The organism is Mesorhizobium oxytropidicola (assembly GCF_056174625.1).
Map to the genome: position 1 here is coordinate 2,611,260 of NZ_CM149692.1, position 25,143 is coordinate 2,636,402.

Here is a 25,143-nt window from a genome sequence, read left to right on the forward strand (position 1 = left end):
AGGCATCAGGAGAAGGATTTATCCGATGAGCTTCTTCGTCAACGCCTTAGGCGTTCCTCTTCCCTACAGCGGCGCTTCCACCCATTGGTACTCGGCGGCAGGGGCCGGGCCGGACTTGTACGGCAGCTCCGGAAACGACTCGTTCTACGGATCAACCGGTGTCACCATGCATGGTGGCGCAGGCGATGACATCTATTACCTCTATGCGGCGAGCAACAAGGTGGCCGAGGCCGCCGGGCAGGCATAGACACGATCAGCACATGGATGAGCTACAAGCTCCCCGACAATGTCGAGAACCTCGTCGTCACAAACGCCAACAACTATGCTTTCGGAAATGGGTTGGACAACATAATCACCGCCAAGGCCGGCCACCAGACGCTGGACGGCGGCGCGGGAAACGATGTGCTCATCGATGGCGGCGGCGGTTACGACACTTTCATCGTCTCGAAAGGCAATGGAAGCGACCTGATCGCGAATTTTGCCGCCACCGACACCGTTCGCCTGAATGGCTATGGGTTCACGTCGTTCGACGCCATCCACTCCAGCATGATCCAGGCGGGATCGAACGTGCTGTTGAACCTCGGGTCCGGCGAGATCCTCGAGTTCAAGGACACGACCATCGACAAGCTGCAGCCCAGCCAGTTCGAGTTGCCGATCGACAAGTCCGGAATGCAGCTCTCCTTCAGCGACGATTTCAACACGCTGAACCTTCACAATAGCCAGGGCGGCACGTGGGACACCAACTTCTGGTGGGGAGCGCCGAACGGCAGCACCTTGACCAGCAACAACGAGCAGCAATGGTACATCGACGCCAATTACGCACCGACGAGTTCCGTCCACCCGTTCAGCCTGAACAATGGCGTGCTCACCATCACCGCGGCGCAGGCGCCGGCCGACATCAAGCCGCTGATCAACAATTACGAATACACCTCCGGCATACTGACGACCCACGATTCCTTCTCGCAAACCTATGGCTATTTCGAAATACGGGCCGACCTGCCCGAGAACGCCGGTGCCTGGCCGGCCTTCTGGCTGCTTCCGGAAGACGGTTCGTGGCCGCCGGAACTCGATGTCGTGGAGACGATCGGCCAAGCCCCGAACTCGTTGATCATGACGGCGCACTCGAATGAGACGGGAACGCACACCAAGGTCACGTCGACGGTGAGTGTCTCGAACCCCGACGGCTTCCACACTTATGGCCTGCTCTGGACGCCGGACAAGCTCGTCTGGACCTATGACGGTGTTGAGGTCGCGGAAGCGGCGACGCCGTCCGACATGAACAAGCCCATGTACATGCTGGTCGATCTCGCGGTCGGCGGCTTGGCCGGCACCCCTCCGGATCATCTGGCCACGCCGGCCGAGATGAAGATCGACTACGTCCGCGCCTATACGCTGGACAGTGCTCCGGCAAACGCCCTGAACATCACCAGCGGCACCACCACGCACAATATCGTCACGCACAGCAACAGCACGCTGCATGGCGGTTCCGAATTCGGGGGCCACGCGTAAGGTCTCGGGATCATGCAGCGTCGGGGAATGTGGAAATGACTGGACCATCCGGCCTGCGTCCGGTCTTCATGCGCGCCATCGCCGATGTCGGCGTCTTCTCGCTGTTGATCAACATCCTGCTGTTGGTGATTCCACTCTACCTGCTGCAGGTCTATGACCGCGTGCTGCCGTCCTCCAGCGTCGAAACGCTTGTCTATCTTTCGGTCATCGCGGTTCTCGCGCTCGCTTTCCTCGGGCTGCTGGACGCGATCCGCGCCGTTTACACGCAGCGCGTTGCAGCGACCGTCGACCGCAAGCTGGGTGCCGGCACATTCGCCGTTTCGCTTGGCGCAAAATATGCCGGCGGCCTGTCGCCGCTGCGCGACCTTGCCTCGGTCTGCGCCTTCATCAGGTCGCGCGGCGTGGCGGTTTTGTTCGACCTGCCCTTTGCCCCTGTCTTCCTCGCTTTGCTCTATCTCATCCATCCGGTGCTGTTCTGGGTGACGGTCGGCGGCGCAGCGCTTCTGCTTTTGCTGATCGTGGCCAACCAGCTTGCCATCGGCAGGAACGACGCCCTGTCCGCGGAGCGTTCGGCTTTGGCCAGCCAGGCCGAACAGGCCTTTGCCCGCAATGCGGAGACGCTGCGCGCCATGGGCATGGTGGAGAACGCCGCGCGGGTCTGGGGACGGCACGTGGCGGCAGCGCTCACCTTGCATGACCGTTCCTCGAGTGCCAATGCGATCTTCAGCGGTGCCTCGCGGGCGCTGCGCATGATGCTGCAACTGGCGATCCTCGGCGCCGGCGCATGGCTGGTGCTCAAGGGGCAGATGACGGCAGGCATGATCTTCGCCTCCTCGCTGGTGTCGTCGCGCGCGCTGCAGCCGCTCGACCAGTTGATCGGCGCCTGGCGGCAGATCGCCGACGCCCGGCGAGCGTGGAACCGGCTGGAGACGGCGCTTGGGGCGCGTCCGGCTGAAGCGCGCAAACTGATCCTGCCCGATCCGGCAGGCGCGATTTCCGCGCAGGACGTTTTCTTCATGGCTCCGAACGCGCAGCCCGGCACCGAACCCATCCTCAAGCGGCTGAACTTCCAAATTGGCGCCGGCGAAGCGTTGGCCATCGTCGGCCCGAGCGGCGCCGGCAAATCGACGCTGGCGCGGTTGCTTGTGGGCGCTGCCCGGCCGACCGGCGGCGCGGTCAGGATCGACGGCGCCGACCTCAGGAGCTGGGACGAAAACCAGCTCGGAAAGCACATTGGCTACCTCGCGCAGGAGGTGGAGCTGTTTCCAGGATCGATCGCGCAAAACGTCGCCCGCTTCGACCCCGATGCGGATGACGCCGCGATCATCGAGGCCGCAAGGCGGGCCGAGGCGCATGAGCTGATCCTGGCGCAGCGGGACGGCTACCAGACGTTGATCGGTCCGTCGGACAGAATGCTGTCGGGCGGCGAACGCCAGAGGATCGGGCTGGCGCGCGCCTTCTACGGCAATCCCAGAATTCTCGTCCTGGACGAGCCCAGCACCCACCTCGACGGCACGGGCGAAGCGGCGCTCGAGGCGGTACTCGCCGCCGCGAAGGCCGCCGGCGTCACGATGGTCGTGATCACGCATCGCCCTTCGATTGCCGCGTCCTGCGACCGCGTGATGCTTCTGCGCGGCGGCGCGATCGAAGCCTTCGGCCCAAGCAGCGAAGTGCTACGGCATTCGGTCGTCGGCAAGGGCCTTCCCGCGCAGCCGAATACGGTGGTGACAGGGTCGTTCGCCACGACGATCCGCACGCATGACATGCGCTTTGGATCGTAGATGATGGCAGCGCAGAGCCTCGCCTGGGAGGGCAACCCGCGTACCGACATAAGGCGCGTGGCATTCGCCGGGTACGCGGCAACAGCGCTGTTCGTGGGTTGCCTTGGCTATTGGGCCGTCAGCGCGCCATTGTCCGGAGCGGTGATGACGCAAGGCACGATCTCGGCGACCGGCGGAAACATCCTGATCCAACATCCAGAGGGCGGCATCATCGAGGAGTTGCTGGTCCATGACGGCGATCGCGTGCAACAGGCCCAGGATCTGATCGTGCTGGATCCGACAGCCGCGCAGGCCGAACTCAACCGGCTGACGAGACAGTCGATCGCGCTTAGGGCGAGTACGGCGCGGCTGGAGGCGGAACGCGACGGGTTGGACAGGCTCGCGCCAATCACCAAACCGGCGCCACCATCGCTCCAGGCCGATTTCGACGCCCTGATTCGAGAACAGCAAAAGGAATTCGACGCCAGACTCGCCCGGTTCGGCTCGGAACAATCGATCCTCGCCCAGCGCGTCGCCATGCATCGGCAGTCGGTCGTGGCATTGCAGTCCCAGAAAGAGGCCATTCGGCAACAAGCCGAAATCGTGAAGAAGGAGCTCGGCATCAAGACCAGCCTGCTGGACAAGGGCCTCACCAATCGTAGCGAATACTCGCAGCTTTTGCGCAGCGAGGCCGATCTTGTCGGGCAGGCTGGAGCGCTGGAGGCCAATCTCGCAGTGGCCAACACCCAGATCGTCGAAGCCCAGGAGCAGACCGAGCGCCTGACCACGCAACGCGTGGAGGAGGCGCTGACGAAGCTGGACGAGGTTCGTTCCAACCTGGCCGACATCGAGGAACAGATCAGGGCAGCCGAGGCGGTGCTGCGGCGGACGACGATCAAGGCGCCGGCCGCGGGGATCGTGGTGTCTTCGACCTACAATGCCAAGGGCAGCGTGATTGCGCGCGGTGAAAAGATCATGGAGATCCTGCCTACGGCACCGGATCTGATCGTCGATGCAAGGCTGCGGCCGAAAGACGTCGATCAGGTCCGTGTCGGCCAACCGGCGAAACTTCGATTGTCCGCCTTGAACATGCGGCTCACCCCCGAGGTTTCAGCCACCGTGGCACAAATTTCCGCGGACCGGCTCGTCGACGAGGCTACGCACGAGCCCTATTTCCGCGTCAAACTCAGGATTGCCGCCGACCTGCCGCCCGGCGTGAAACCCGAGCAGCTTTATCCCGGAACGCCGGTCGAGGCGTTCATCAGCACTGGCGACCGGACTTTCTTCGAGTATCTGGCACGGCCGATGCTCGATTCCTTCGCTCGCGCCTTCACGGAGCGGTAGAGGTTGCGGGCCGGACAATCCGCCGGCCCATCATCAATGACCGCCAGGGTCAAAATCCGACACCGAACAATCAGCGCACCGCCTCGCGGTGGGTGCCGGGCAAGCGGGTGGCGATCAGCTTGTCGATGCGGCGGCCGTCGAGGTCGACCACCTCGAAGCGCCAGCCCTGCGCATCGACGCATTCGCCGGTCGCGGGCAGATGGTGCATGTGCGACAGCACATAGCCGGCGACGGTCTCGTAGTCGCGGTTTTCGGGTAGGTCGATGCCCAGGATCTCGGCCATCTCGTCGGCCTGCATATAGCCGGCGAGCAGCCATGAGCCGTCCTCGCGCTTGACGGCGTTTTCCTCGTCGCCGGCATCGAGGTCCGCGCGGAACACACCGGTGATGGCTTCGAGAATATCGGCCGGCGTGACGATGCCTTCGAAATGGCCGTATTCGTCATGCACCAGCGCCATCGGCACATCGGATTCCTTGAGTTTGTGCAGCACGTCGAGCGCGTCGGCCTGGTCGTAGACGATGGGCGCGGCGCGCACATGCCTGCGCGGGTCGAGCGTGCGGCCGGCAAGGATCGCGGCCAGCACGTCGCGCGTCTGGACGACGCCGACCATGACGTCGACGCCGCCGTCGCCCGCCGGCAGGCGCGAATGCTGGGTTTCCATCAGCAGCTTGCGGATCGCCGTGTCGTCGGACTGCAGATTGATCCAGTCGACCTCGGTGCGTGGCGTCATCACCGCGCGCACGGCGCGGTCGCCGAGCCGCATGACGCCGGCAATCATGCGCCGCTCGTCGGATTCGATGGTGCCGTGATGCTCAGCCTCGGCGACCAGCATTTTGATCTCCTCGTCGGTGACTTTTTCCTCGCTTTCGCCGCGCTGGCCAAGCAGCCACAATATGGCGCGGCCGGAAATGTCGAGCAGGAACACCAGCGGGGCCGAGACGGTGGCGAGGATGGTCATGGCCGGGGCGGCGCGGGCGGCAACACGCTCGGGATCGCGCAGCGCGATCTGCTTGGGCACGAGTTCGCCGACGATCAGCGAGAAATAGGTGATGATTGCAACGACAATGCCGACGCCGAGTGGGTCGGCGACGCTTTCGCGCATGCCTATCGAGGCCAGGTACACCGACAGCCGGTCGCCCAGCGTGGCGCCGGAGAAGGCGCCGGAGAGCACGCCGACCAGCGTGATGCCGATCTGCACCGAGGACAGGAACTTGCCGGGATTTCGAGCCGAGATCCAGCGCACGGCCGGCGCCGTTGACGCCGCGGTCGATCATCGCCTTGAGCCGTGCCGGGCGCGATGAAACGATGGCGAGCTCGGACATCGACAGAAGGCCGTTCACACAGATGAGGACGACCACGATAGCAATTTCAACGTATAGCATGAGGGCTCAATAGCATTGCCGCGGGCCGCTCGAAAATAGCGGGCCGCCATTTTGGAATATGACACGTGTCTTTCAGCCATTGTCCCAGGCTGGCGCCGAAAAATGTTCGACGAGAGCGTCGACGACAACCCGTATCTTTGGCGTGAGCGCGCGCGTCACCGGCCAGACGGCGTGCACGACGATGTTTTCCACCAGACAGTCCGACAGGATCATTTCGAGGTCGCCCTGCCTGAGGCTGTCGGCTGCCAGCCATGTCGGCAGGAAGGCGATGCCGCAGCCGGCAAGGGCGGCGTCCAGCAGCGGCTCGCCATGGCCGAGAACCAGCCGCGCCTTGGGAATGAAGGTCGTCTGATGGCCGTCGCCATGCCTGATGACCCAGGGACGGACGATGCCCTCGCGGCCGTAGCCGATGACGCTGTGCCGGTCGAGATCCTCGACCGATCGCGGCCTGCCGTGCTCCCTGAGATAGGCGGGAGCGGCACAGATGGCCGAGCGCTGGGCATAGATGCGTTTGGCGGCGAGCGACAGGCTGTCGTCCAGTTCTCCCATGCGGATGGCGAGATCGATGCCCTCCTCGATCAGGTCGACGCGGCGGTCGTTGAAGGAGATTTCGACCGTCAGCTCAGGGAATTTCCTGGAAATCTCGAACAGGACGGGCGCGACGCAGCGCCGGCCGAAAGCCAGCGGCACGTCGATGCGCAGCCGGCCGGAGGGGATCTGCCGGCGCGAGGCGAGCAGCGACTGCGCCGCCTCGATTTCGGCCAACGCCCTGACGCAGGCCTCATAATAGCTCACGCCTTCGCTGGTCGGGCTGAGGCTGCGGGTGGTGCGGTTGAGCAGGCGAACGCCGAGCCGCTGCTCCAATTGGGCGACCGACTTGCCGATCGCCGACTTCGTCACGTGCAGCCGCTCGCCGGCGCCGGTGAAGCTGCCGGCTTCCACTGCCTGGACGAATGCGACGATGCCTTGCAGGTCGACAGATTCCATGACGATTCCAATTGACGAATTTTAGTTATCAATCAGTCATCCAATATGCCGCATGGGAGCCCTATTTTCCATAGTCGAAAGGCATAAATGTCTCGCGTGGCCATCAATCACGGAGCGCGAAGCGTCATGAGCACCCAAATCAACCGATCCTGGCAGATGAGCGGTTTCGGCCTGTCCAGGCTGAGCCAGGTAACGGGCAAGATCCCTGAACCCGGGCCGCACGAGCTTCTGGTGCGCACGAAAGCCGTGTCGCTGAACTACAAGGACAGGCTGATCGTCGACGGCACGCTGATCCCCGATCTCACCTTTCCCTTTGTGCCGACATCGGATGCGGTGGGCGAGATCGTCGCCGTCGGCAGCGCGGTCAGCCGCTTCAAGGTCGGGCAGCGTGTGCTTGGCCAGGTCATCGCCGACTGGCCGGATGGCGACGCGCCGCCGGTGCTGCACACGCATACGTTGGGGTCCTCGCTGCCGGGTATGCTTTCAGACCATGTTGTCCTTGGCGAGGATGCCACGGTGCTGGCGCCGCCATCGCTCGGCGATAGCGAGGCGGCGACGCTGCCGATCGCGGCGCTGACGGCCTGGTTTGCGATGGCCGAGGCGACCAGACCGGTGGCTGGCCAGACCATTCTCATCCAGGGCACAGGCGGCGTGTCGCTGTTTGCGCTGCAGTTCGCCAAGGCGTTCGGCCTGCGCGCCATCGTCACCTCGAGCAGCGACGAGAAACTCGAGCGGGCAAGAAAGCTCGGCGCCTGGCAGGTGATCAACTACCGCACGCAGCCGGCATGGGACGAAGCCGCGCGTAAGCTGACCGACGGGTTGGGCGTGAACCATATTCTGGAAATGGTCGGCGGCGACAATGCGCGGCGATCGCTGAACGCGCTGGCCGCGGGCGGCCGGCTGTCGATCATCGGCCTCCTGGGCGCGATGGAGCTCAGTTTCCCGATCCTGCCCGTCATGCGCAACCGCATAATCGTGCAGGGCCTGTCGATCGGCCATCGCCGGTCCTTCGAGCGGATGAACCAGGCGATCGAGGCGCTCGGCATCAAGCCGGTCATCGATACGGTCTTTGGCTTCGACGAGGTGCCGCGGGCCTTGCAGCGTCTGGAGCAGGGAGCATTCGGCAAGGTCGTGATCACCACGACCTGACCTTGGTGTCCGGTCACTGCGGCTGCTTCAGCACGCCGATGATTGCCTTGCCGTCGGTGAAATAGGGGTCGCCGCCGCCATTGCGGCCGGTTTTGGTGGCGCCGATGCCCGCCATTTCGCTGGTCGATGCCAGCAAACCGGCTGCGTTGAGGTCGCCGATCAGGAAGTCGCGTTCAGCATCGATGTCGGGACCGATGTGATGGGTGATCGCACCGGTGTCGTGGCTCAACCCAACGCCGCGATCGAAGCTGGCGGCGCCCAGCCAGAGCGGGCGGCCGTCGTCGCCGACCGTATCGGTCTTCCAGAAACGGACGTGGTGGCGCCGGTCGGCACTGTCGCCGACCGGCTTTTCGAAAGCGAGGTCCTGGGCGCGGCCTTCGAACAGCAGGCGGCTCATCGGCGCATCGGGATAGGGGCGGGAAAACAGGACACTTTCCCCGATATCGATGGCGGTTCTCAAGGTGACGGCATCGGCTGTGTCCCAGCCGGCGACGGCGAAGGCATGGACCACCTCCTTCTCGGTGCCGACAAGGCCGATATTGATGGGGTCGCCGGGAATGCCTTGCGGCGTGTGCGTCACCATTTCGAAGCGTTGGTCGCGAAAGCCGCGCTCCCGGAACGTCCAGAATTCCGGCGCGGCAAGATAGGCAAGCGCCAGCCAGGCGCCCAGCAGGGCCATCACCCAGATCGCAATGCGTCGCTGAATACTTCGCTGGCTCACGTGCCGTCGCCCCGACCCTTCCGGCGTCACTCTACGCGGAGTCGCGTGCCGCTGGCAGAGGGTACGGGCCGGCGACATGCACTAGCGGCAGGCGCGATAGCCGTTCTTGCGGTTCTTGATGTCGAAGTGGAAATGGTTGCGGTGGTCGTAATTGTAGCCGGGGCCGAGCACGGTGGTGAAATACTGGCAGCCATCGGCGCGCACATTGTTGAGGAAGCCGCGCGTGCGGAAGGCAAACAGGCCGGGCTTGCGCACGTCAATGTCGTCGCCATTGTTGAGTTCGATGCTCATGACGTCCAGCGCGTTGCCCTTGCCGTGCTCAGACAAAACACCTTCGCCGGCGATGTTGCGGCAGGAATAGCTGGAGCCCTGGTGGATGGTCTTGACGCCGGAGAAGTAGCGCCAGCGGGCGGAGGGAACGAGTTCATTCTTCGTCCAGGCGGCGAAGGTGGCGGCCATGTCGCAGGTCAGCGTCGCGGCGGGCTTCATCTCGACACTGCCGATGGCCGTGACCTTGACCGGATAGTCGATGCCGCACTGGCCTTCATGGATCGGCGCCAGGTCGGTGTAGGCGACATCGAGGCGCTTCAACTGCTGGCGGCAATCGATTTCGCTGGCGGGCATCTGTTCAGCCGGTGACATCGGCTCATCCATGCGTGGATAGGCGGCCTGCGTCATGTAGGGGTTGGAAGGTACAAGCCGCTGCATGCCCGTATATTGCGGCACGGCCGAAGTTTGTGCGCCGACATCGACAGCCGGCTGCAGCGATAGCACGCTGCCGGTGTTGCAGGCCGAAACCGCCGCGACGGCGAGGCCGGCGGCCAGCAGCATCACGGGTTTCGATCGGCGCGCGGTGGCGGAAAACACGGCGCGAAATTTGCCGGCCATTGGCGGAATCCTAGTTCGAACCTGATCCGTGATCAGGTTCGAACTTTTGCCTGACCATGATCTTTTCCGAAAACCGGTTCCCACTTTTCAGGATCATGGTTCGGATATCCGGCATTTTAACGATCAAGGGTAAAGGAAAACTCTGCGCCCGCGTTCACGCCTGCGGCCGAATTGCGGCGCGCTGCCTGTGAGCCTATTGGCAGAACGTGCCGCCATGCCGTCTCGGCTCAAGATCGAGATGAAGGTGCAAGGCGTGGTCCGCGTCGGCGCCGGGTCCGAGCACGGTCTTGAAGGGCCCGCAGGCGGCCTTGCGGACGGCGTTGAGGAATTTGCCGTCCTTCTCGGGCGGCGTTGGACCGACCTCAACCTTGCTGCCGTCCGACAAGGTGAAGCTGGCGATGTCGAGCGCGTTGCCGAAGGCGTGCTCCGACAGTTTCCTGGTGCCGTGGCGCGGCCGGCAGACAAAGGCCGAAGCCTGGTTGATCGATTTGAGGTCGGCACCGAATTCGGCTTTCGCCGCCGGCTGGACGACGTCGGCGGCAAACCGCGCCGCTGCCTCGGCCATCGGGCAGTTGAGCTCGGTGCCGGGGGCGATGGCGATCGATTTGCCAAGGCTCTTCAGCACAAGGGGGTAGGGGATCGCGCAGCCGATTTCGGGACTGCTTTCCGCCTTGTGCTCCTCGAATTCGACGCCGAGCGCCTTCAGCCGCGCGCGGCAGGCGACTTCCTCGGCGGGCATCTTTTCGCCCGGCCGGTCGGCCGAGCGCGGGTCGGGAAGCATCTTCTCGTCGCCGGCATCCGCCGGTTTTTCAGGCGGCTGCGGCGCAACAGCCGGCGGCTGAGCCTCAGGGTCAGCGGTGTCGGGCCTTTGTGTCGGGATCGGCACCTCGGCCGGCGGCTCCGGCTCGCTTTCCGTTTCGGTTGACGGCGCTCGGGCCGAAGGTTCGGGGGCTGATGGCTCGGGACGTGCCTGCTTTCCCTGACGAGACTTTTCTTGATTGAGCTGGTTGGATGCGTCCGGGACCTTTGGACCTTCCGTCTTTTGCTCTTCCGCCGGTGCGGCGTCGGCCTTTGGCGCGTCCGTGGGACGCGGCTCGGGTACTGGAACATCGGCGGGCGAGGTTTGCTGCTCCTGCGTTTCCTGTGGCGCCTGCTTTGGCGGCTGCTTACCCTGCGCTCTCACGCGCCGTTTGACCCTCGGCTGCTGGTCCAGACGCTGTGTCGACGACTGATCCATCCGAGGGGATAGCGGCTGGTAATGCCTGTGACGATGTCTGGCGTCGGCCGGCGCCACCAGCAGGACCGCAGCCGCCAGAGGCAGCGCCAAGGTGCAAAATCGGGAGAAGCTCAGCGTTGCCATCGATCCGAAACGGCGCTGGCATGCCGAAGTTGCCTGAACAGATGCTTCGGGGCGATCACAATCGGTTACTTCAGCGTTACGCGCCGATCGCTTCGAGGCCTTCTTCCAGCCAATCGGCAAGCAGCGGCATGCCAAGCAGGTATTTCGCCGTGCGCTTGTTGGCGCGTTCACGTGCCGCCGTCACGGCATCCACCCATTCCGAGGCGTCATAGTCGCCACGGCCGACCCAGGCGAGCGCGATCAGTTCGGCGGCTTCATCGACATTGAGGTCGTTGATCAGCTCGCGCAGCTCCTCCTCGGTCAGGTTTTCCGAGCTTTCCTCGGCAAGGCCGTCATGATGATGATTGTCGTGCGTGTCGCCGTCGAATTCGATCTCGTGTTCGGCGCCGTCGGCGTAATCCTCGTTGACGGCGGCACTCAGGGCCTTGGCCTTGAGGATGAACAGGCGCACGGTGTCGGGGCCGATCGTAAGGTCCCAGTCCTTTTCAAGCCGCCGCTGCACGGGCCGTCTCCGTCAGTCGTTTGCCGGATGATAGCGGATTTGCGGCATCCGTCACCTGATGTTCTCCACCCCGGCTTTTTCCGGCCCTGCTTTTTCCGGGATGAAACGCGAGGCACTTGGCGTTAGTGTTCTATTCTCACCCCTCAAGGAGGCTTCGATGCATAAAAGAATGCTGATCCAGGCGGCGACTGCTCTTGTCGCGCTGCAGTTCTTCGCTGTCCCGGTGTTCGCGGCGGGCAGTAGCAGTGGCGGCAGCGACCAGACTGTCACCCAGTGCAAGAAGGGAGAGGTCTGGGACAAGAAGAAGAAAAAGTGTGTCGCCCCTCAGGAAGGCATGCTGGACGACGACAGCATCTATGATGCAGGCCACGCGCTGGCGATGGCCGGGCGTTATGATGAGGCGATTTCGGTGCTGACCCTTGCCGCCAACAAGCAGGATCCCCGCATTCTCAACTATCTCGGCTATTCGCACCGCCATTCCGGCCGTGTCACCGTCGGCCTCGGTTATTACGAGGAAGCGCTGCGCATCGACCCGAACTACACGCTGGTGCGCGAATATCTCGGCGAAGCGCATCTGCAGATCGGCGATTTGGCCGGCGCCCAGCAGCAGCTGATGGAAATCGAGAAGCGCACCGGCAAGGGATCGCGCGAATACGGCATGCTGTCCGAGCAGATCGACCATTTCATGCGGAGCTGATCAGGCTCCCAAGGCTTCCCGAAGCGGCCGCGAGCAATCGCGGCCGTTTTTATTGTTGCCTCTGTCTCATTAGCCGCCTCGGTTGATGAATCGGGGATGATTTTTGCAAAACCGATTTTTTGGACGTGAAAAACCCGAGAAGATTGCTATATCTTAGCAAATTGCGGTGAAACGGTTCCGTTAGCCCGAGGCTGCCGGACCGTTTTCTTTTTGTACCCATCGACAAGGCTTTCCCCGAAACGCGGGGGTGGCGGCAGGAAAGGTCAGGCATCATGAACAAGGTCCCGATGACAGGCGAGGGGTTCGCGTCATTGAAGGAAGAACTGCGTTGGCGCCAGCAGGAAGAGCGCCCGCGCATCATCGAGGCGATCTCCGAAGCGCGCTCGCATGGCGACCTGTCCGAAAATGCTGAGTATCATGCCGCCAAGGAGGCGCAGAGCCTCAATGAGGGCCGTGTCAACGAGCTCGAGGATCTGATCGCGCGCGCCGAGGTGATCGACGTCACCAAGCTCAGCGGTGACAAGGTCAAGTTCGGCGCCACCGTCGTGCTGGTCGACGAGGACACCGAGGAAAAGAAGACCTACCAGATCGTCGGCGACCAGGAAGCCGACGTGAAGTCCGGCCGCATCTCGATCTCCTCACCGATCGCACGCGCGCTCATCGGCAAGGAAGTCGGCGACGCCATCGAGGTCAATGCGCCCGGTGGTGCCAGGGGGTATGAGATCGTCCAGGTGCAGTTTATCTAGGACCTTTGATGATTCTACTCTGGCGGCCGACTGCAGCGCCGCGCGTCCTCTCGGACGCGCAAAGGACGCTGTAGGTTTTTCAGTTGGCGCATGATCCTTTCCGAAAATCGATACGATTTTCGGGGTCATGCGCGAGCGGTTTTCTGCGCTTCCGGTGCTCACGTACTTTAAGTACGTCCGCTCGTCGCGGGGCGACCCCGAAGAACCACGCTATTCGACTCGCCAGAGCGAATTCTGAAAGGTCCTAGGCCGGCGCTTGTAATCTAAGAATCAGCAGCCTCTCCACTTCCGCCATCACCTCAGCCGGCGTCACACGCCCCTCTGCTGCAGCTAGCAGCGTCGACGCATAAGGCCCGCGCGGGCCGGTCAAACCCGGCTCGGTCGCCAAAAACACCGCGACCGTCGGCAGGCCGAAGGCGCTGGCGAGATGGGTCAATCCCGTATCGGCGCCGATCACCAGCGTTGAGCGGCCGAGGATGGCGGCGATGTCGGCCAGTGGGGACTCTGGCACCACGACCGTGGACGGCACGGCCTTGGCTATGGCTTGAGCCACGGCTTTCTCACGCTCGTTCGACCAGGTGGTGACCGGCGTCATGCCGCGCTCGACCAGCAGGCGGGCGGTTCCGATCCAGTTTTCGACAGGCCATTTCTTGTCTTCGCGGCTGGTGCCGTGCAGCAGGAAGGCGGTTTTTCCGGTGATGGCGGCCAGGCCACCGGGTGGTGGCACGATGCCGGAGTTGAGCGTCGACAGATCGGGCTGATAGCCCAGCGCCAGCCCGAACAGCCGCCGTGTCCGTTCGATGGCGTGCAGGTCGCGTGGCACGCCGTAGGTGACGTCATAAAACAGCGTCGCCGAGGGTTCGCGCGCGCTCGAGCGGTCGAAGCCGGCGATCGGCGCGCCGGCCTGCCTTGCCACCAGGGCCGATTTCAGCAAGCCCTGCGCATCGATGACCAGGTCGTAGCGGCATGCGCGCAAGGTGCGGCGCAGCGCGGCCGCTTCGCGCCAGGTGCCCCCCTTGAACAGCGCCTTGCGCCAGCGCCGGATGGCGACCGTGTGAATCCTGCCGATCGCCGGGTGCAGCGCGACGATGCCGGCGAACGCCTCCTCGACGCACCAGTCGAAGGATACATCCGGCCGGTGGAGGCTGGCATCCTCGACGGCCGGAAAGGTGTGGATGACATCGCCCATCGACGATGTCTTGACGATCAGGACCTTCATGCCTCGGCCGGAAGTTCCAGCAGCCGGTCCGCCGCCGCCGCGACCTGCCTGACTTCCAATGTCTTCAGGCAGTTGAGATGGCCGAGCGGGCAGACTTTCTGGTGGCAAGGCGAACAGGAGAGGTGCAGCCACACCAGTTCGCGCCGTTCCGCCAGCGGTGGCGTATTTTCAGGCGAGGTCGAGCCGTAGACGGCGACGATCGGCGTGCCGACGCCTGCCGCGACATGCATCAGCCCGCTGTCGTTGGACACAGCCAGCCTTGCCGCGGCGATGAGGTCGATGGCGTCCTCCAGCCGCGTCTGGCCGGCGAGGTCGACGACGCCGGGCGCAAGAGCGGCGATCTCTGCGGTGACGTCGCGGTCGTTCTTCGAACCGAACAGGGCGACCTTCAATCCCTTACCCATGAATTCGCGGGCAAGGCCGGCATAGCTTTCGCTCGGCCAGCGCTTGGCCGGGCCGAATTCGGCGCCAGGCATCAGGGCGACGAACTTTCGCGGCGCCAGCCCGAAACGGTCGAGCAAAGTGGCCTGGTTGCCGGCATCCACGGTCAGGTGAGGAGCGCGGAAACTGCCGCCCTTGGCGAGGCTGAAATAGGCCTGCGCGGTGCGCCGTTTCACGGCGTCCGGCAGCGGCACGATGTCGGTCAGCAGGCCATAGCGCATCTCGCGCAGATGGCCGAAACGGCGCGGAATGCGGGCAAAGAACGGGATCAGCGCCGATTTCCAGCTGCCGGGCAGGATGTAGGCCATGTCGTAGCGACCGCGCAGCAGGCGGCCGAAGCGGCGGCGAATGGTGAATTCCAGCGCGCCGGGCTTCAGCGGCAAGTCGATCTGCTGGCGGATTTCGGGCATGCGCTTGACCAGCGGTGCTGCCCAGGCGGGCGCCAGCACGTCGATCGCGGCGTTGGGATGGAGTTCTTTCAGCGCCGAGAACAGGCACTGCGCCATCACCATGTCGCCCACCCAGCGTGGGCCGATCACGAGGATCGTTGGGCTTTCAGCCATTCGACATAGTCTCTGACACCGGTTTCGACTGTCCGGAATTGGCCATTATAACCGGCCGCGCGCAAACGGGACATATCAGCTTGCGTGAAGCTCTGGTAGCTGCCCTTGAGGTGATCGGGGAAGGGGATGAATTCGATCTCGCCCTTGCCCAGCGTGTCGATCACCGTTTCGGCGATGGCGCGGAAGGGTTGGGCGCGGCCGGTGCCGCAGTTGAAGATGCCGCTCGAGCCCCGCTTCCACAGCCATAGATTGACGTCGGCGACATCGCCGACATGGATGAAGTCGCGGCTCTGTTCGCCGGGGCCGAAACCGTCATAAGCGCCGAATAGTTTCGGATTTTCGCCGCGCTCGACCTGGTTGAACAGATGGAAGGCGACGGAGGCCATGGCGCCCTTATGCGCCTCGCGTGGGCCATAGACGTTGAAATAGCGCAGGCCGGCGACCTGCGAATGATCGGTGTCGAAGACGGTGCGCCTGACATAGTCGTCGAACAGTTTCTTCGAATAGGCATAGACGTTGAGCGGCCGCTCGAGCGCCGGTTCTTCGCGAAATTCCGAACCGCCGCCGTAGACGGAAGCCGAGGAGGCGTAGAGGAAGGGCAGGCGCAGTGCCTGGCAGGCATGCAGCAGCCGCTTCGAATAAGCAAAATTCACCTCCATCATGAACTTGCCGTTCCACTCGGTGGTGGTCGAGCAGGCGCCCTGGTGGAACACCGCCTCGACACGACCGAGCGCCCCTGCCTCGATGCGGGCCAGAAAATCGTCCTTGTCGAGATAGTCGGCAATGCCGAGATCGGCGAGATTGGCGATCTTGTGGCCGTCGGTGAGATCGTCGACGACCAGGATGTCGTCATGGCCCTCGGCGTTGAGCGCGGCGACGATGTTGGAGCCGATCATGCCGGCGCCGCCCGTGACGATGATCATGAAGGCCTCTGGTTGCTTGCGATTCCGGTCCTTATAAGGGAGCCCAGCCGGGCTGTCGACAAAGCAAGGCGGTCGTCTCGTCTCTCTTTCAAGCTTGTCTGTTTTGTCCATTTTGTCTATTATGGGCAAAACGGAGTGTCTGATGAAACACTATCCATCGACCGATCTGAAACAGAATCTCGGTGACGTGCTTGCGGCTGCCAGCCAGCAGCCCGTCTCAATCACTCGTCACAACAAGCCGAGATATGTCCTGATGAGCATCGAGGCTTATGAGGCTCGCTTCGGCAGCGACAGCCGGACAGTCTACGCTGCGGGGGATGCACCGCTGGACCATGTGGAGATGCTTGAGGAGTACACTGCGGAATTGGACCGTGATTAAACCCGTCGCCGCGGACGTCTGGCGATATCCATATCTGTGGCATCGCCAACGTGGAGACGGCGAGACCGAAGGCCGCAAGACGAGGCCTGTCGCCTTCGTCGCCGTTCTTCCTGGGAAAGCCGGAGGCACGCCTTTTCATCCTTGCAATCACCTCTACGCAGCCGGGCCGCGATCGCGTAGCCGTTAGCATTCCGGAAATTGAACGTCACCGCGCCGGCCTTGACCCTATCCCCCTTTGGGTCATAGTCGACGAGTACAACCACGATATTCTGGAATCGTCGGCCTATTTCGAACCGGGTGCGCGCATCGGCGCTTTCAGTCCGTCATTCCACAAAAAAGTCATGTCGGCTTTCATTGCGGCTGTTCGCGCAGGCCAATCCAAAGCCATCCCGCGGGCTGACTGAACGGCCTGCAATCGGGCAGGGGTGGATCATAAGGGACAAAAAATGCCGTCGACCGAATTGCTCATTGCGTTTTTCGCCACCACGGCGATCTTCGCCTATATCCCCGGTCCGGCCATGCTCTATGCCGCGGCCCAGACCATGGCGCGCGGGCGCTGGTCGGGACTGACGGCAGCACTTGGCATCCATCTGGGCGGCTATGTCCATGTCTTTGCCGCCGCCGCCGGCCTGTCGGTGCTGTTTCATGCCGTGCCGCCGCTTTACATGGCGGTCAAGCTTGTGGGCGCGCTGTATTTGATCTGGCTCGGCGTCTCGCTGTTTCGCAAGCGCGTAGAGGGCGACGTGGCGTTGCCCGCGATCGAGCGGAAATCGGCGCGTCGCGCGTTTTTCGAGAGCATCACCGTCGAGGTGCTCAATCCCAAGACGGCGATCTTCTTCATGGCGTTCCTGCCACAGTTCATCGACGCCTCGGCGGCGTTTCCAGTCTGGCTGCAATTCGTCGTGCTCGGCACCATCGTCAATTTGATGTTCTCCTCGGCCGACATTGTCTGCGTGTTCCTTGCCGGCCTGGTGATCGGCCGGCTGCGGCGTTCGAGCCGGGCGCAGCGGCTGATGCAGCGGGCCGGCGGGGCCGTGCTGGTCGGGCTCGGCGTTCACGTTGCCCTGCAGAAAAGCTGACCGCTTGGAGTGTGCCGGTCCCGTGCTGCCGTTGCGCTGCGTGGATTTGCGGTATATCGGCAGGCATGACGATCCGGCCCGTAAATTGACAATTTTCAGCACGACACAGATCAGCCTTTCCACACATTGCCAGTAACATGATCAAGCACAATCCGCCTTCGCCCGAACCCCTGCACCGCGCCATTGCGCGCTTTGGCGGCGTCACCGTGTTGGTGGTCGGCGACCTCATCCTCGACCGCTTCGTCAACGGCGTCATCGAGCGGATTTCGCCGGAGGCGCCGATCCCGGTGCTGCACGGGCGCGGCGAAAGCTTGGCGATGGGCGGCGCCGGCAATGTCGTGGCCAACATCGTCTCGCTCGGCGCACGGGCCATTCCGGTCTCGGTGATCGGCACCGACACGGCCGGCGACGGCCTGGTGCGGATGCTTGGCGAGCTTGGCGCCGAGACAGTGGGGCTTTCGCAGCAGCGCGGCCGCATGACCTCCTCGAAGAGCCGCTTCAGCGCGCTCAACCAGCAGGTGCTGCGCTTCGACGAGGAAGAGATCAAGCCGCTGGACGAGGCTGAGCGGGCAGGGCTGCTCCACCATTTCCGTGCGGCACTGACGGGCGCCGACATCGTCATCCTGTCCGATTACGGCAAGGGCATCCTGCTCGACGGCGTCGCCGCCGAACTGATCGCCATCTGCCGCGAGGCCGGCAAGCCGGTGCTGGTCGATCCGAAGGGCCGCGACTATGCGCGCTATGCCGGCGCGACCGCCATCACCCCCAACCGCAAGGAGCTTGGCGAGGCTGTCGGCCATGCGGTGTTCGCCGATGACGAGATCGTGGCGGCGGCGCGGGAGTTGATATCGGCCCACGGTTTCGACTTCGTCGTTGCCACCCGCAGTGAAAAGGGCATGAGCGTGGTAGGCCCCGATGAGGCGCGCCACATCGCCACCCAGGCGCGTGAGGTGTTCGACGTCTCGGGCGCCGGCGATACTGTCATCGCGACCTTTGCGCTGGCGCTCGCGTCGGGTGCCGATCCGGTCGCGGCGGCCTCGATCGCCAATGCCGCCGGCGGCGTCGTGGTCGGCAAGCGCGGCACCGCGCGGCTGACGGTCGAGGAACTCACTGGCGCGCTGTTCCGCTCGCACGGACCGACCGCCCACAAGGACGCCATCCTCGATGCCGCATCGGCCGCGCGCATGGTGGCGGCCTGGAAGGAAGAGGGCCTGAGCGTCGGCTTCACCAATGGCTGCTTCGACATATTGCATGCCGGCCATGTCAGCCTGCTGCACGCGGCGCGCAGCCAGTGCGACCGGCTGGTGCTTGGCTTGAACAGCGATGCCTCGGTGCGGCGGCTGAAAGGCCCGGGCCGTCCGGTCAACGACCAGCATGACCGCGCCTGCGTGCTCGCGGCCCTGGCCTCTGTCGATGCTGTCGTTGTCTTCGAGGAGGACACGCCGCTGGCGCTGATCGAGGCGCTGCTGCCCGACATCCTGGTCAAGGGCGCGGACTATACGATCGACACGGTGGTCGGCGCCGATGTGGTGCAGAAAGCCGGCGGGCGCGTCGTGCTGGTCGATCTCGTCGCCGGCAAGAGCACCACCGGCACCATCGGCAAATTGCGCGCCGGCTCTACAAACTGAGGTTTTGATGTCTGAACTGAACGACTATCTGGTCCGCTCGGCGGCAGCGATCACAGCCATGGTCGAGCGTGACCTGACCGGCGAGATGGAGCGCGCGGCGAGCGCCGTGGTGAGCGCGCTTTCGTCAGGCAAGGCCTTGCTGATCGCCGGCAATGGCGGTTCGGCCAGCGATGCCATCCACATAGCCGGCGAACTGGTCGGCCGCTTCCTCAAGGAGCGCAAGGCCTACAATGTCATCGCGCTGCCGGCCAATGCCGCGGTGCTGACCGCCTGGGGCAATGATTACGGCTTCGACACGGTGTTCTCGCGCCAGGTCGAGGCGCATGGTTCGGCCGGCGGCGTGCTTCTGGCGATCTCGACCAGCGGCAATTCGCCAAGCATTCTCGCCGCCGCCGAACAGGCGCGGATGATGGACATGACGGTGATCGGCCTGACCGGCGACACCGGCGGCAGGCTCAAGCCGCTTTGCGACATCCTGCTCAACGTGCCCTCGACCTCGACGCCGATCATCCAGCAGGGGCATTTGTGCCTCTATCATCATCTCTGCGAAGTGGTCGAAGCGCGCCTGTCGAATGGCTGACAGGAAGGGCACGCCACATCCGCTGACCGAGCCGGGTGTGTGGATCGAGCGGATCGGCGACCGGATTTTCCCGCGGCACGTGCCGGCGCTGTTCCTCGACCGCGACGGCACCATCAACGTCGATACCGACTATCCCAGCGATCCGGTCGAGATCGAACTCAGGCCGCAGATGCTGCCAGCGATCGCGGCCGCCAACCGGGTCGGGATTCCGGTTATCGTGGTCACCAACCAGTCCGGCATTGCGCGCGGCTATTTCGGCTGGAGCGCCTTTGCGGCGGTGAACGGCCGCGTGCTCGAACTGTTGGGCGAGCAGGGCGTGTTCGTCGACATGGTGCTTGCCTGCGCCTACCACGAGGCCGGCGTCGGGCCACTCGCTGTTGCCGATCATCCGATGCGCAAGCCCAATCCGAGCATGCTGATCGAGGCGGGCAAACGCCTTGCTCTCGATCTCGAGCGGTCGCTGATCGTCGGCGACAGACTGGGCGACATGCAGGCGGGACAGCGCGCTGGCCTGGCACAGGGCTGGCTGGTCGACGGCAAGGCGGCGGTTCAACCCGGCTTCGCCATCAGGCCCCTGCGGGACAGCTGTGACCTCGGTGGCCTGCTCGCAGCCATTGAAGCGCACGGCCGGGACAACGGGTCCTGATCCAGGACTGACGGCTCATACGGGATCGTTGCGTTCCGAGGCTTCGTAGAGTTTGGCCTCGGTGGCAAAGGAATAGATCATCACCGACATCGAGTAGACGAAGCCATGCCGGCCGCACAGGAAGTAGCGCTTGGCCAGGTAGAATTTCAGGAAGTTGCCGAACGGCGACAGCACCAGCCGCACCAAGCCCGGCTTCTTGCCCTTCTCGACCAGCGTGACGGCCTTGAGGCCGGAATAGGCGTTGGCGCGGGCAAGATCCTCCTCGACCGATATTTCGCGGCGATGCAGCAGGACGCCCTCTTCGATCGTGCCGGTCTCGCCCGGCACGTGGAAGGCTTCGTGCACCCGCGCGGTGAGATCCATGGTGGCGCCTTCCCGGCGGAAAAGCCGCATCAGCCTGTTGTGCAGCACCCAGCGGTGCGCATAGCCATAGCCCTTCAACCAATCGCGGCGGCGGATGTACCAGCCGCTGATCTTGTCGTCGGCCGCCTGTGTGATCGCCACGATCGACTGCCGCAGCTGGTCGTCGACGCGCTCGTCCGGGTCGATCGAAAGACACCAGAGCTGGGTTGCATGGTTGAGCGAGAATTGCCGCTGACGCGGAAAACCCGGCCAGTCATTGTGCAGCAGCCTAATCGGGTAGCCCTTGGCGATATAGCTTTGCACGCATTCGACGGTGCCGTCGGTCGAGCCGGAATCGACGATGATGATCTCGGCGCAGAAGTCGATGCTTTCCAGGCACGGGCCGATCATATCGGCCTCGTTCACGCAGATGATAAGCGCCGAGACCGGGCTTGAAAATCGAGTCATGGTCCCCTTCCCATGGCGGGCCGCCCCCTCAACGACGCTGCTTTCGCTATCCATTTCTGCGCAATCCCGGGTGCAAAACCGTTGCACACTTTTTCAGGAATTGCTTAAGAAACCAAGCGGGCGGCGAAGTCCGGCAGAGCCGTCCAGCCTTGTACATCAGCGTCTGTCGAATACCAACGCGGCGGCGGTGTGGCGAAGGCCGGGAATTCGGCGGCGCACGGGCGTTCGCCTGGCCTCAGGGACGCTCGAAGGAGACCAGGCCTTCATCCTTGACCCGGCGGATGGTGAGCGCGGTGCGCACCGTATCGACATTCGGCGTCGAGGTCAGCTCCTCGATGACGAAGGTCTGGAAGGCGCCGAGGTCGCTTGCCACGCAGTGCAGCAGGAAATCGGATTCGCCCGAGACCATCCAGGCGTCGCGCACGATCGGCCAGCCGCGTGTGCGCTCGGCGAAGGTGCGCAGCTCCGCATCGGCCTGATGATGCAGCCCGACCAGGCAGAAGGCGACGACATCGAGGCCGAGTGCCGGCGCATTGAGCAGCGCGCGGTAGCCACGGATGATGCCGGCTTCCTCCAGCCGCTTGACCCTGCGCAGGCAGGGCGGGGCCGAAATGCCGACGCGGTTCGACAGCTCGACATTGGTCATGCGCCCATCCGCCTGCAACTCGCGCAGGATCTTCCAGTCGATGGCGTCGAGGTCGGCTTTCAGGGGCATGGCTGTCTCAGCTCGGCGCAAGAATCTTTCACGATTTTGTAATTAAACGACTTTTGTGTTGGCGCCAGCCCTCATCAACGCGATTTTTGAACGGTAACGAAAGCGGCGATCGTGCGAATAACCGCTTGGGCCGAAGCTTTCCGGGGACGACGGCCCGTTCGTCTTGCTGGCGTGATTGGCAACCCTTACATTAACCGCGACATTTCACGCTATTCCCCAAGGCACACCCGATTGTCTGCCCCGCAGAGGTTCTAGATGACCACCAAGCACGCGCCCGTTCTCATCATCGGTTCCGGTCCGGCCGGCTATACGGCGGCGGTCTATGCCGCACGCGCCATGCTGAAGCCGATGCTGGTCGCCGGCCTGCAGCAGGGCGGCCAGCTGATGATCACCACCGATGTCGAGAACTATCCCGGCTTCGCCGACCCGATCCAGGGACCGTGGCTGATGGAACAGATGCTCAAGCAGGCCGAGCATGTCGGCACCGACATCATCAACGACATTATTACCGAGGTCGATCTCAACGTGCGGCCGTTCCGCGCCAAGGGCGATTCCGGCACCACCTACACCGCCGACGCGCTGATCATCGCCACCGGCGCGCAAGCCAAGTGGCTGGGCATTCCAACCGAGCAGGATTTCATGGGTTTCGGTGTTTCGGCCTGCGCCACCTGCGACGGCTTCTTCTACCGCGGCAAGGATGTCGCGGTGGTCGGCGGCGGCAATTCGGCGGTTGAGGAGGCGCTCTATCTGTCGAACCTCGCCAAGAGCGTCACGGTCATCCACAGGCGCAGCGACTTCCGCGCCGAGCGCATCCTGCGCGAGCGGCTGCTGAAGAAGGACAATGTCCGCGTCATCTGGGACACGGTGGTCGACGAGATCACCGGCCGCCCGGGCAAGGCGCCGCTGCCGCCTTCGGTCGAAGGGCTGAAGCTGAAGCATGCGGTGACCGGCGCCGAGACGCATCTCAAGGTCGACGGCGTGTTCGTGGCGATCGGCCACGCACCGGCGGTCGAGCTGTTCGCCGGCAAGCTGAAGCAGAAGCCGAACGGCTACCTGTGGACGGCGCCGGATTCGACCCGCACCGATGTGCCCGGCGTGTTCGCTGCCGGCGACGTGACCGACGATATCTACCGCCAGGCGGTGACGGCGGCGGGGCTCGGCTGCATGGCCGCACTGGAAGCGGAAAAGTATCTGGCCGGTATCGAGGTGCATCGCGAAGCAGCGGAATAGGCCGCTTGCAAAACTGTTAAAAAAACGGCTTAGAAACGCCGTGTAAAAGCCTGATTTTTCATTCAGACGCCAAACAGAACGAGGGGAATCATGGCGTTGGACTGGGACAAGCTACGCGTGTTTCACGCTGCGGCGGAAGCGGGGTCGTTTACGCACGCGGCCGAGACATTGCATCTGTCGCAATCGGCGATATCGCGGCAGGTCAGCGCGCTCGAGCATGATGTCGGCGTGCCGCTGTTCAACCGCCATGCGCGCGGCCTGGTGCTGACCGAACAGGGCGAGATGCTGTTCCGTACGGCGCATGACGTGCTGATGAAGCTCGAGACCATCAAGTCGCGCCTGACGGAAACCAAGGACCGGCCCTCCGGCGTGCTTCGCGTGACGACGACCGTCGGCCTCGGCGCCGGCTGGCTGACCGAACGGGTGCAGGAGTTCATCGAGCTCTATCCCGAGATCAGCCTGCAGCTGATCCTCGCCAATGAGGAACTCGACCTCACCATGCGCCAGGCCGACTGCGCCATCCGGCTGCGCCAGCCGCAGCAGCCGGACCTGATCCAGCGCCGCCTGTTCACCGTGCATTTCCACCTCTACGCGGCACCCGCCTATGTCGCCAAGCACGGCAAGCCGGCCTCGGTCTCGGAGTTGAGAAACCATCGCATCGTCACCTTCGGCCTGCCGGTGCCGTCGCATCTGTCGGAGTTGAACTGGCTGGAGACGGTCGGCGATTTTGAAGGCGGTCAGCGCGTGCCGTCGCTGCAGATCAACGACATTCTGTCGATCAAGCGCGCGGTGCAGGGCGGTGCCGGCATCGCCATGCTGCCCGACTATGTGATCAACAAGGATTCCGGTCTGGTGCAGCTTTTGCCGGAAACCGAGGTGCCGTCCTTCGACACCTATTTCGCCTATCCCGACGCGATGAAGAACCAGGCCAAGCTGCACGTGTTCCGCGACTTCATCATCGCGAAAGCGCGCAGTTGGTCATTTTAGCCCTAGCGGACGATCGGTAGCACTGGTGGCTTATTCACCTCGCCAGGGCGTCAGGCGCGGCAGCCAGCCGGGGACGTTGCGGCGATAGGTTTCATAGTCTGCGCCGTAGCGGCGGGCAAGCGTCGGTTCCTCGTAGAACCTGACGAAGGAGCCCATGACGGCAGCGCCGATGACGGCATAGGCGACAAGCGTCCAGCTCGAGAACAGCAGCGCCTGGCCGAGGATGATCGACAGCACGGCGACATACATCGGGTTGCGGACATGGCGGTAGATGCCGCCGATCACGAGCTTCTCTGTCGGCGCGACGGGGGCAGGCGTGCCCAGCCCCTCGAGCGCGAAGCGGGCGAAGGCATGCAGCAGCACGGCGGCCGCGGCGACGATGAGGACGCCGCCGGCAAGGACAAAGCCCGGCACGGTGGACCACGGCAAGCCCCAGCGATCGCTGAGCAGCCAGGGAACAAGCCCGGCAACCACACCGGGCGCTGCGATCAGGAAAATGCCGCTGCCGGCAATCGCTGAAAAAGGACGCATTGGCTGTTTCCTGCCTGGTTGCCTTAGAATTGAACGGCCGCTGCCTGATTCCAGGTCATCAGGTGTTTTTCGGATTTTTGGAGCAAAATCGGCCGGGAATGACGTTTTCATGACGACAAAGGCCCGGCAGTGCGCTCCGTTTTGACGATTCTGCTGGTCCTATTGGCTTCCGGAATGGGTTAGACCACAGCCTGCGTCTTTTTGCATGCGTGTGTTGCAAAATAGATGCTTGTTTCTTGGGCATGAAGAGCAGATATGTAGATCATCTCCTGGGCGCGTTCTCCTCCCATTAGCGCCCTCGAGTGTTCCCCTCTGGAGGTTAGCCTTAACAGGCACTTCCAATCAAACTCAGCCGGATCTTCGTTGA

At 63.6% G+C, this 25,143-nt stretch carries 24 protein-coding genes and 2 pseudogenes; 14 read left to right on the forward strand and 12 right to left on the reverse strand.

The window, feature by feature from the left end; all coding sequences use genetic code 11:
* Positions 1 to 25 precede the first annotated feature (25 nt).
* From eglC to AC0V8S_RS12960, 3 genes and pseudogenes are all read left to right on the forward strand, one after another.
* A pseudogene (gene eglC, locus AC0V8S_RS12950) lies at positions 26 to 1,509 on the forward strand (endo-1,3-1,4-beta-glycanase EglC).
* Between the two features lie 35 nt (positions 1,510 to 1,544).
* The gene (locus AC0V8S_RS12955; protein WP_475437901.1) at positions 1,545 to 3,290 is read left to right on the forward strand and encodes a type I secretion system permease/ATPase; all 1,746 of its coding nucleotides are present in this window, start codon (positions 1,545 to 1,547) and stop codon (positions 3,288 to 3,290) included.
* A 3-nt stretch (positions 3,291 to 3,293) separates the two neighbouring features.
* Positions 3,294 to 4,613, forward strand: a complete 1,320-nt coding sequence (locus AC0V8S_RS12960) for an HlyD family type I secretion periplasmic adaptor subunit (RefSeq protein WP_475438613.1) — start codon at positions 3,294 to 3,296, stop codon at positions 4,611 to 4,613.
* A 70-nt stretch (positions 4,614 to 4,683) separates the two neighbouring features.
* On the opposite strand, the pseudogene AC0V8S_RS12965 reads toward AC0V8S_RS12960, so the two are convergent.
* Together AC0V8S_RS12965 and AC0V8S_RS12970 are read right to left on the reverse strand one after the other, a co-directional pair.
* Positions 4,684 to 5,995: pseudogene (locus AC0V8S_RS12965) on the reverse strand (hemolysin family protein).
* 72 nt (positions 5,996 to 6,067) lie between these two features.
* Positions 6,068 to 6,982 (reverse strand): LysR family transcriptional regulator, encoded by a 915-nt coding sequence (locus AC0V8S_RS12970; protein WP_475437902.1) that lies wholly within the window; start codon positions 6,980 to 6,982, stop codon positions 6,068 to 6,070.
* 126 nt (positions 6,983 to 7,108) lie between these two features.
* Here AC0V8S_RS12970 and AC0V8S_RS12975 point away from each other — a divergent pair, with 126 nt between their 5' ends.
* A complete protein-coding gene (locus AC0V8S_RS12975) occupies positions 7,109 to 8,131 on the forward strand; it encodes a zinc-dependent alcohol dehydrogenase family protein (protein WP_475437903.1) in 1,023 nt (340 codons plus the stop codon).
* A gap of 13 nt (positions 8,132 to 8,144) precedes the next feature.
* Here AC0V8S_RS12975 and AC0V8S_RS12980 read toward each other — a convergent pair whose 3' ends face one another.
* From AC0V8S_RS12980 to AC0V8S_RS12995, 4 genes are all read right to left on the reverse strand, one after another.
* Positions 8,145 to 8,852 carry an LssY C-terminal domain-containing protein gene (locus tag AC0V8S_RS12980; protein WP_183462320.1) on the reverse strand — a complete coding sequence of 236 codons (708 nt, stop codon included), beginning with the start codon at positions 8,850 to 8,852 and terminating at the stop codon, positions 8,145 to 8,147.
* Positions 8,853 to 8,933: 81 nt separating this feature from the next.
* Positions 8,934 to 9,740 carry an extensin-like domain-containing protein gene (locus AC0V8S_RS12985; RefSeq protein WP_475437904.1) on the reverse strand — a complete coding sequence of 269 codons (807 nt, stop codon included), beginning with the start codon at positions 9,738 to 9,740 and terminating at the stop codon, positions 8,934 to 8,936.
* Between the two features lie 193 nt (positions 9,741 to 9,933).
* Entirely contained in the window at positions 9,934 to 10,626 is a 693-nt protein-coding gene (locus AC0V8S_RS12990; RefSeq protein WP_475437905.1) for an extensin-like domain-containing protein, read from the reverse strand.
* Positions 10,627 to 11,176: 550 nt separating this feature from the next.
* The gene (locus AC0V8S_RS12995) at positions 11,177 to 11,602 is read right to left on the reverse strand and encodes a DUF3775 domain-containing protein (protein ID WP_095201799.1); all 426 of its coding nucleotides are present in this window, start codon (positions 11,600 to 11,602) and stop codon (positions 11,177 to 11,179) included.
* Positions 11,603 to 11,759: 157 nt separating this feature from the next.
* On the opposite strand from AC0V8S_RS12995, the gene AC0V8S_RS13000 reads away from it, so the two are divergent.
* The gene (locus AC0V8S_RS13000; protein WP_027055114.1) at positions 11,760 to 12,299 is read left to right on the forward strand and encodes a tetratricopeptide repeat protein; all 540 of its coding nucleotides are present in this window, start codon (positions 11,760 to 11,762) and stop codon (positions 12,297 to 12,299) included.
* Positions 12,300 to 12,571: 272 nt separating this feature from the next.
* Complete coding sequence (greA, locus tag AC0V8S_RS13005) at positions 12,572 to 13,045, forward strand: transcription elongation factor GreA (protein WP_008877613.1); 474 nt, start codon at positions 12,572 to 12,574, stop codon at positions 13,043 to 13,045.
* Between the two features lie 244 nt (positions 13,046 to 13,289).
* On the opposite strand, the gene waaC is transcribed toward greA, so the two are convergent.
* The 3 genes from waaC to rfaD are packed head-to-tail and all read right to left on the reverse strand — an operon-like array spanning position 13,290 to position 16,191.
* The gene (gene waaC / locus AC0V8S_RS13010; RefSeq protein WP_475437906.1) at positions 13,290 to 14,264 is read right to left on the reverse strand and encodes a lipopolysaccharide heptosyltransferase I; all 975 of its coding nucleotides are present in this window, start codon (positions 14,262 to 14,264) and stop codon (positions 13,290 to 13,292) included.
* Positions 14,261 to 15,268, reverse strand: a complete 1,008-nt coding sequence (waaF, locus tag AC0V8S_RS13015; RefSeq protein WP_475437907.1) for a lipopolysaccharide heptosyltransferase II — start codon at positions 15,266 to 15,268, stop codon at positions 14,261 to 14,263. The genes waaC and waaF overlap by 4 nt, the downstream gene beginning before the upstream one ends.
* The gene (gene rfaD / locus AC0V8S_RS13020) at positions 15,241 to 16,191 is read right to left on the reverse strand and encodes an ADP-glyceromanno-heptose 6-epimerase (RefSeq protein WP_475437908.1); all 951 of its coding nucleotides are present in this window, start codon (positions 16,189 to 16,191) and stop codon (positions 15,241 to 15,243) included. Before rfaD ends, waaF begins: the two co-directional genes overlap by 28 nt.
* 142 nt (positions 16,192 to 16,333) lie before the next feature.
* On the opposite strand from rfaD, the gene AC0V8S_RS13025 reads away from it, so the two are divergent.
* From AC0V8S_RS13025 to gmhB, 6 genes are all read left to right on the forward strand, one after another.
* A complete protein-coding gene (locus AC0V8S_RS13025; protein WP_475437909.1) occupies positions 16,334 to 16,570 on the forward strand; it encodes a type II toxin-antitoxin system Phd/YefM family antitoxin in 237 nt (78 codons plus the stop codon).
* A 50-nt stretch (positions 16,571 to 16,620) separates the two neighbouring features.
* A complete protein-coding gene (locus AC0V8S_RS13030) occupies positions 16,621 to 16,974 on the forward strand; it encodes a hypothetical protein (RefSeq protein WP_475437910.1) in 354 nt (117 codons plus the stop codon).
* 42 nt (positions 16,975 to 17,016) lie between these two features.
* Complete coding sequence (locus AC0V8S_RS13035; RefSeq protein WP_172349016.1) at positions 17,017 to 17,649, forward strand: LysE family translocator; 633 nt, start codon at positions 17,017 to 17,019, stop codon at positions 17,647 to 17,649.
* Positions 17,650 to 17,786: 137 nt separating this feature from the next.
* A complete protein-coding gene (rfaE1, locus tag AC0V8S_RS13040) occupies positions 17,787 to 19,277 on the forward strand; it encodes a D-glycero-beta-D-manno-heptose-7-phosphate kinase (RefSeq protein WP_475437911.1) in 1,491 nt (496 codons plus the stop codon).
* Positions 19,278 to 19,284: 7 nt separating this feature from the next.
* Entirely contained in the window at positions 19,285 to 19,857 is a 573-nt protein-coding gene (locus AC0V8S_RS13045) for a D-sedoheptulose-7-phosphate isomerase (protein WP_475437912.1), read from the forward strand.
* Complete coding sequence (gene gmhB / locus AC0V8S_RS13050; protein WP_475437913.1) at positions 19,850 to 20,503, forward strand: D-glycero-beta-D-manno-heptose 1,7-bisphosphate 7-phosphatase; 654 nt, start codon at positions 19,850 to 19,852, stop codon at positions 20,501 to 20,503. Before AC0V8S_RS13045 ends, gmhB begins: the two co-directional genes overlap by 8 nt.
* 15 nt (positions 20,504 to 20,518) lie before the next feature.
* On the opposite strand, the gene AC0V8S_RS13055 is transcribed toward gmhB, so the two are convergent.
* Positions 20,519 to 21,313, reverse strand: a complete 795-nt coding sequence (locus tag AC0V8S_RS13055) for a glycosyltransferase family 2 protein (RefSeq protein WP_475437914.1) — start codon at positions 21,311 to 21,313, stop codon at positions 20,519 to 20,521.
* Positions 21,314 to 21,548: 235 nt separating this feature from the next.
* On the reverse strand, positions 21,549 to 22,028 hold the full coding sequence (locus tag AC0V8S_RS13060) for an Lrp/AsnC family transcriptional regulator (protein ID WP_019860544.1): 480 nt from the start codon (positions 22,026 to 22,028) through the stop codon (positions 21,549 to 21,551).
* Positions 22,029 to 22,283: 255 nt separating this feature from the next.
* On the opposite strand from AC0V8S_RS13060, the gene trxB reads away from it, so the two are divergent.
* Positions 22,284 to 23,258 (forward strand): thioredoxin-disulfide reductase, encoded by a 975-nt coding sequence (gene trxB, locus AC0V8S_RS13065; protein ID WP_095201790.1) that lies wholly within the window; start codon positions 22,284 to 22,286, stop codon positions 23,256 to 23,258.
* 90 nt (positions 23,259 to 23,348) lie between these two features.
* Positions 23,349 to 24,245, forward strand: a complete 897-nt coding sequence (locus tag AC0V8S_RS13070; RefSeq protein ID WP_095201789.1) for a LysR family transcriptional regulator — start codon at positions 23,349 to 23,351, stop codon at positions 24,243 to 24,245.
* Between the two features lie 30 nt (positions 24,246 to 24,275).
* Here the strand turns inward: AC0V8S_RS13070 and AC0V8S_RS13075 are convergent, their stop codons facing one another.
* The gene (locus AC0V8S_RS13075) at positions 24,276 to 24,776 is read right to left on the reverse strand and encodes a methyltransferase family protein (RefSeq protein WP_475437915.1); all 501 of its coding nucleotides are present in this window, start codon (positions 24,774 to 24,776) and stop codon (positions 24,276 to 24,278) included.
* Between the last annotated feature and the right edge of the window lie 367 nt (positions 24,777 to 25,143).

Bases quoted from the DNA above. Each gene is read 5' to 3' on its own strand.
- AC0V8S_RS12955 (WP_475437901.1), top strand. From the start codon at position 1,545: ATGACTGGACCATCCGGCCTGCGTCCGGTCTTCATGCGCGCCATCGCC.
- AC0V8S_RS12960 (WP_475438613.1), top strand. From the start codon at position 3,294: ATGGCAGCGCAGAGCCTCGCCTGGGAGGGCAACCCGCGTACCGACATA.
- AC0V8S_RS12970 (WP_475437902.1), bottom strand. From the start codon at position 6,982: ATGGAATCTGTCGACCTGCAAGGCATCGTCGCATTCGTCCAGGCAGTG.
- AC0V8S_RS12975 (WP_475437903.1), top strand. From the start codon at position 7,109: ATGAGCACCCAAATCAACCGATCCTGGCAGATGAGCGGTTTCGGCCTG.
- AC0V8S_RS12985 (WP_475437904.1), bottom strand. From the start codon at position 9,740: ATGGCCGGCAAATTTCGCGCCGTGTTTTCCGCCACCGCGCGCCGATCG.
- AC0V8S_RS13000 (WP_027055114.1), top strand. From the start codon at position 11,760: ATGCATAAAAGAATGCTGATCCAGGCGGCGACTGCTCTTGTCGCGCTG.
- greA (WP_008877613.1), top strand. From the start codon at position 12,572: ATGAACAAGGTCCCGATGACAGGCGAGGGGTTCGCGTCATTGAAGGAA.
- waaC (WP_475437906.1), bottom strand. From the start codon at position 14,264: ATGAAGGTCCTGATCGTCAAGACATCGTCGATGGGCGATGTCATCCAC.
- waaF (WP_475437907.1), bottom strand. From the start codon at position 15,268: ATGGCTGAAAGCCCAACGATCCTCGTGATCGGCCCACGCTGGGTGGGC.
- rfaD (WP_475437908.1), bottom strand. From the start codon at position 16,191: ATGATCATCGTCACGGGCGGCGCCGGCATGATCGGCTCCAACATCGTC.
- AC0V8S_RS13025 (WP_475437909.1), top strand. From the start codon at position 16,334: ATGAAACACTATCCATCGACCGATCTGAAACAGAATCTCGGTGACGTG.
- AC0V8S_RS13035 (WP_172349016.1), top strand. From the start codon at position 17,017: ATGCCGTCGACCGAATTGCTCATTGCGTTTTTCGCCACCACGGCGATC.
- rfaE1 (WP_475437911.1), top strand. From the start codon at position 17,787: ATGATCAAGCACAATCCGCCTTCGCCCGAACCCCTGCACCGCGCCATT.
- AC0V8S_RS13045 (WP_475437912.1), top strand. From the start codon at position 19,285: ATGTCTGAACTGAACGACTATCTGGTCCGCTCGGCGGCAGCGATCACA.
- gmhB (WP_475437913.1), top strand. From the start codon at position 19,850: ATGGCTGACAGGAAGGGCACGCCACATCCGCTGACCGAGCCGGGTGTG.
- AC0V8S_RS13055 (WP_475437914.1), bottom strand. From the start codon at position 21,313: ATGACTCGATTTTCAAGCCCGGTCTCGGCGCTTATCATCTGCGTGAAC.
- AC0V8S_RS13060 (WP_019860544.1), bottom strand. From the start codon at position 22,028: ATGCCCCTGAAAGCCGACCTCGACGCCATCGACTGGAAGATCCTGCGC.
- trxB (WP_095201790.1), top strand. From the start codon at position 22,284: ATGACCACCAAGCACGCGCCCGTTCTCATCATCGGTTCCGGTCCGGCC.
- AC0V8S_RS13070 (WP_095201789.1), top strand. From the start codon at position 23,349: ATGGCGTTGGACTGGGACAAGCTACGCGTGTTTCACGCTGCGGCGGAA.
- AC0V8S_RS13075 (WP_475437915.1), bottom strand. From the start codon at position 24,776: ATGCGTCCTTTTTCAGCGATTGCCGGCAGCGGCATTTTCCTGATCGCA.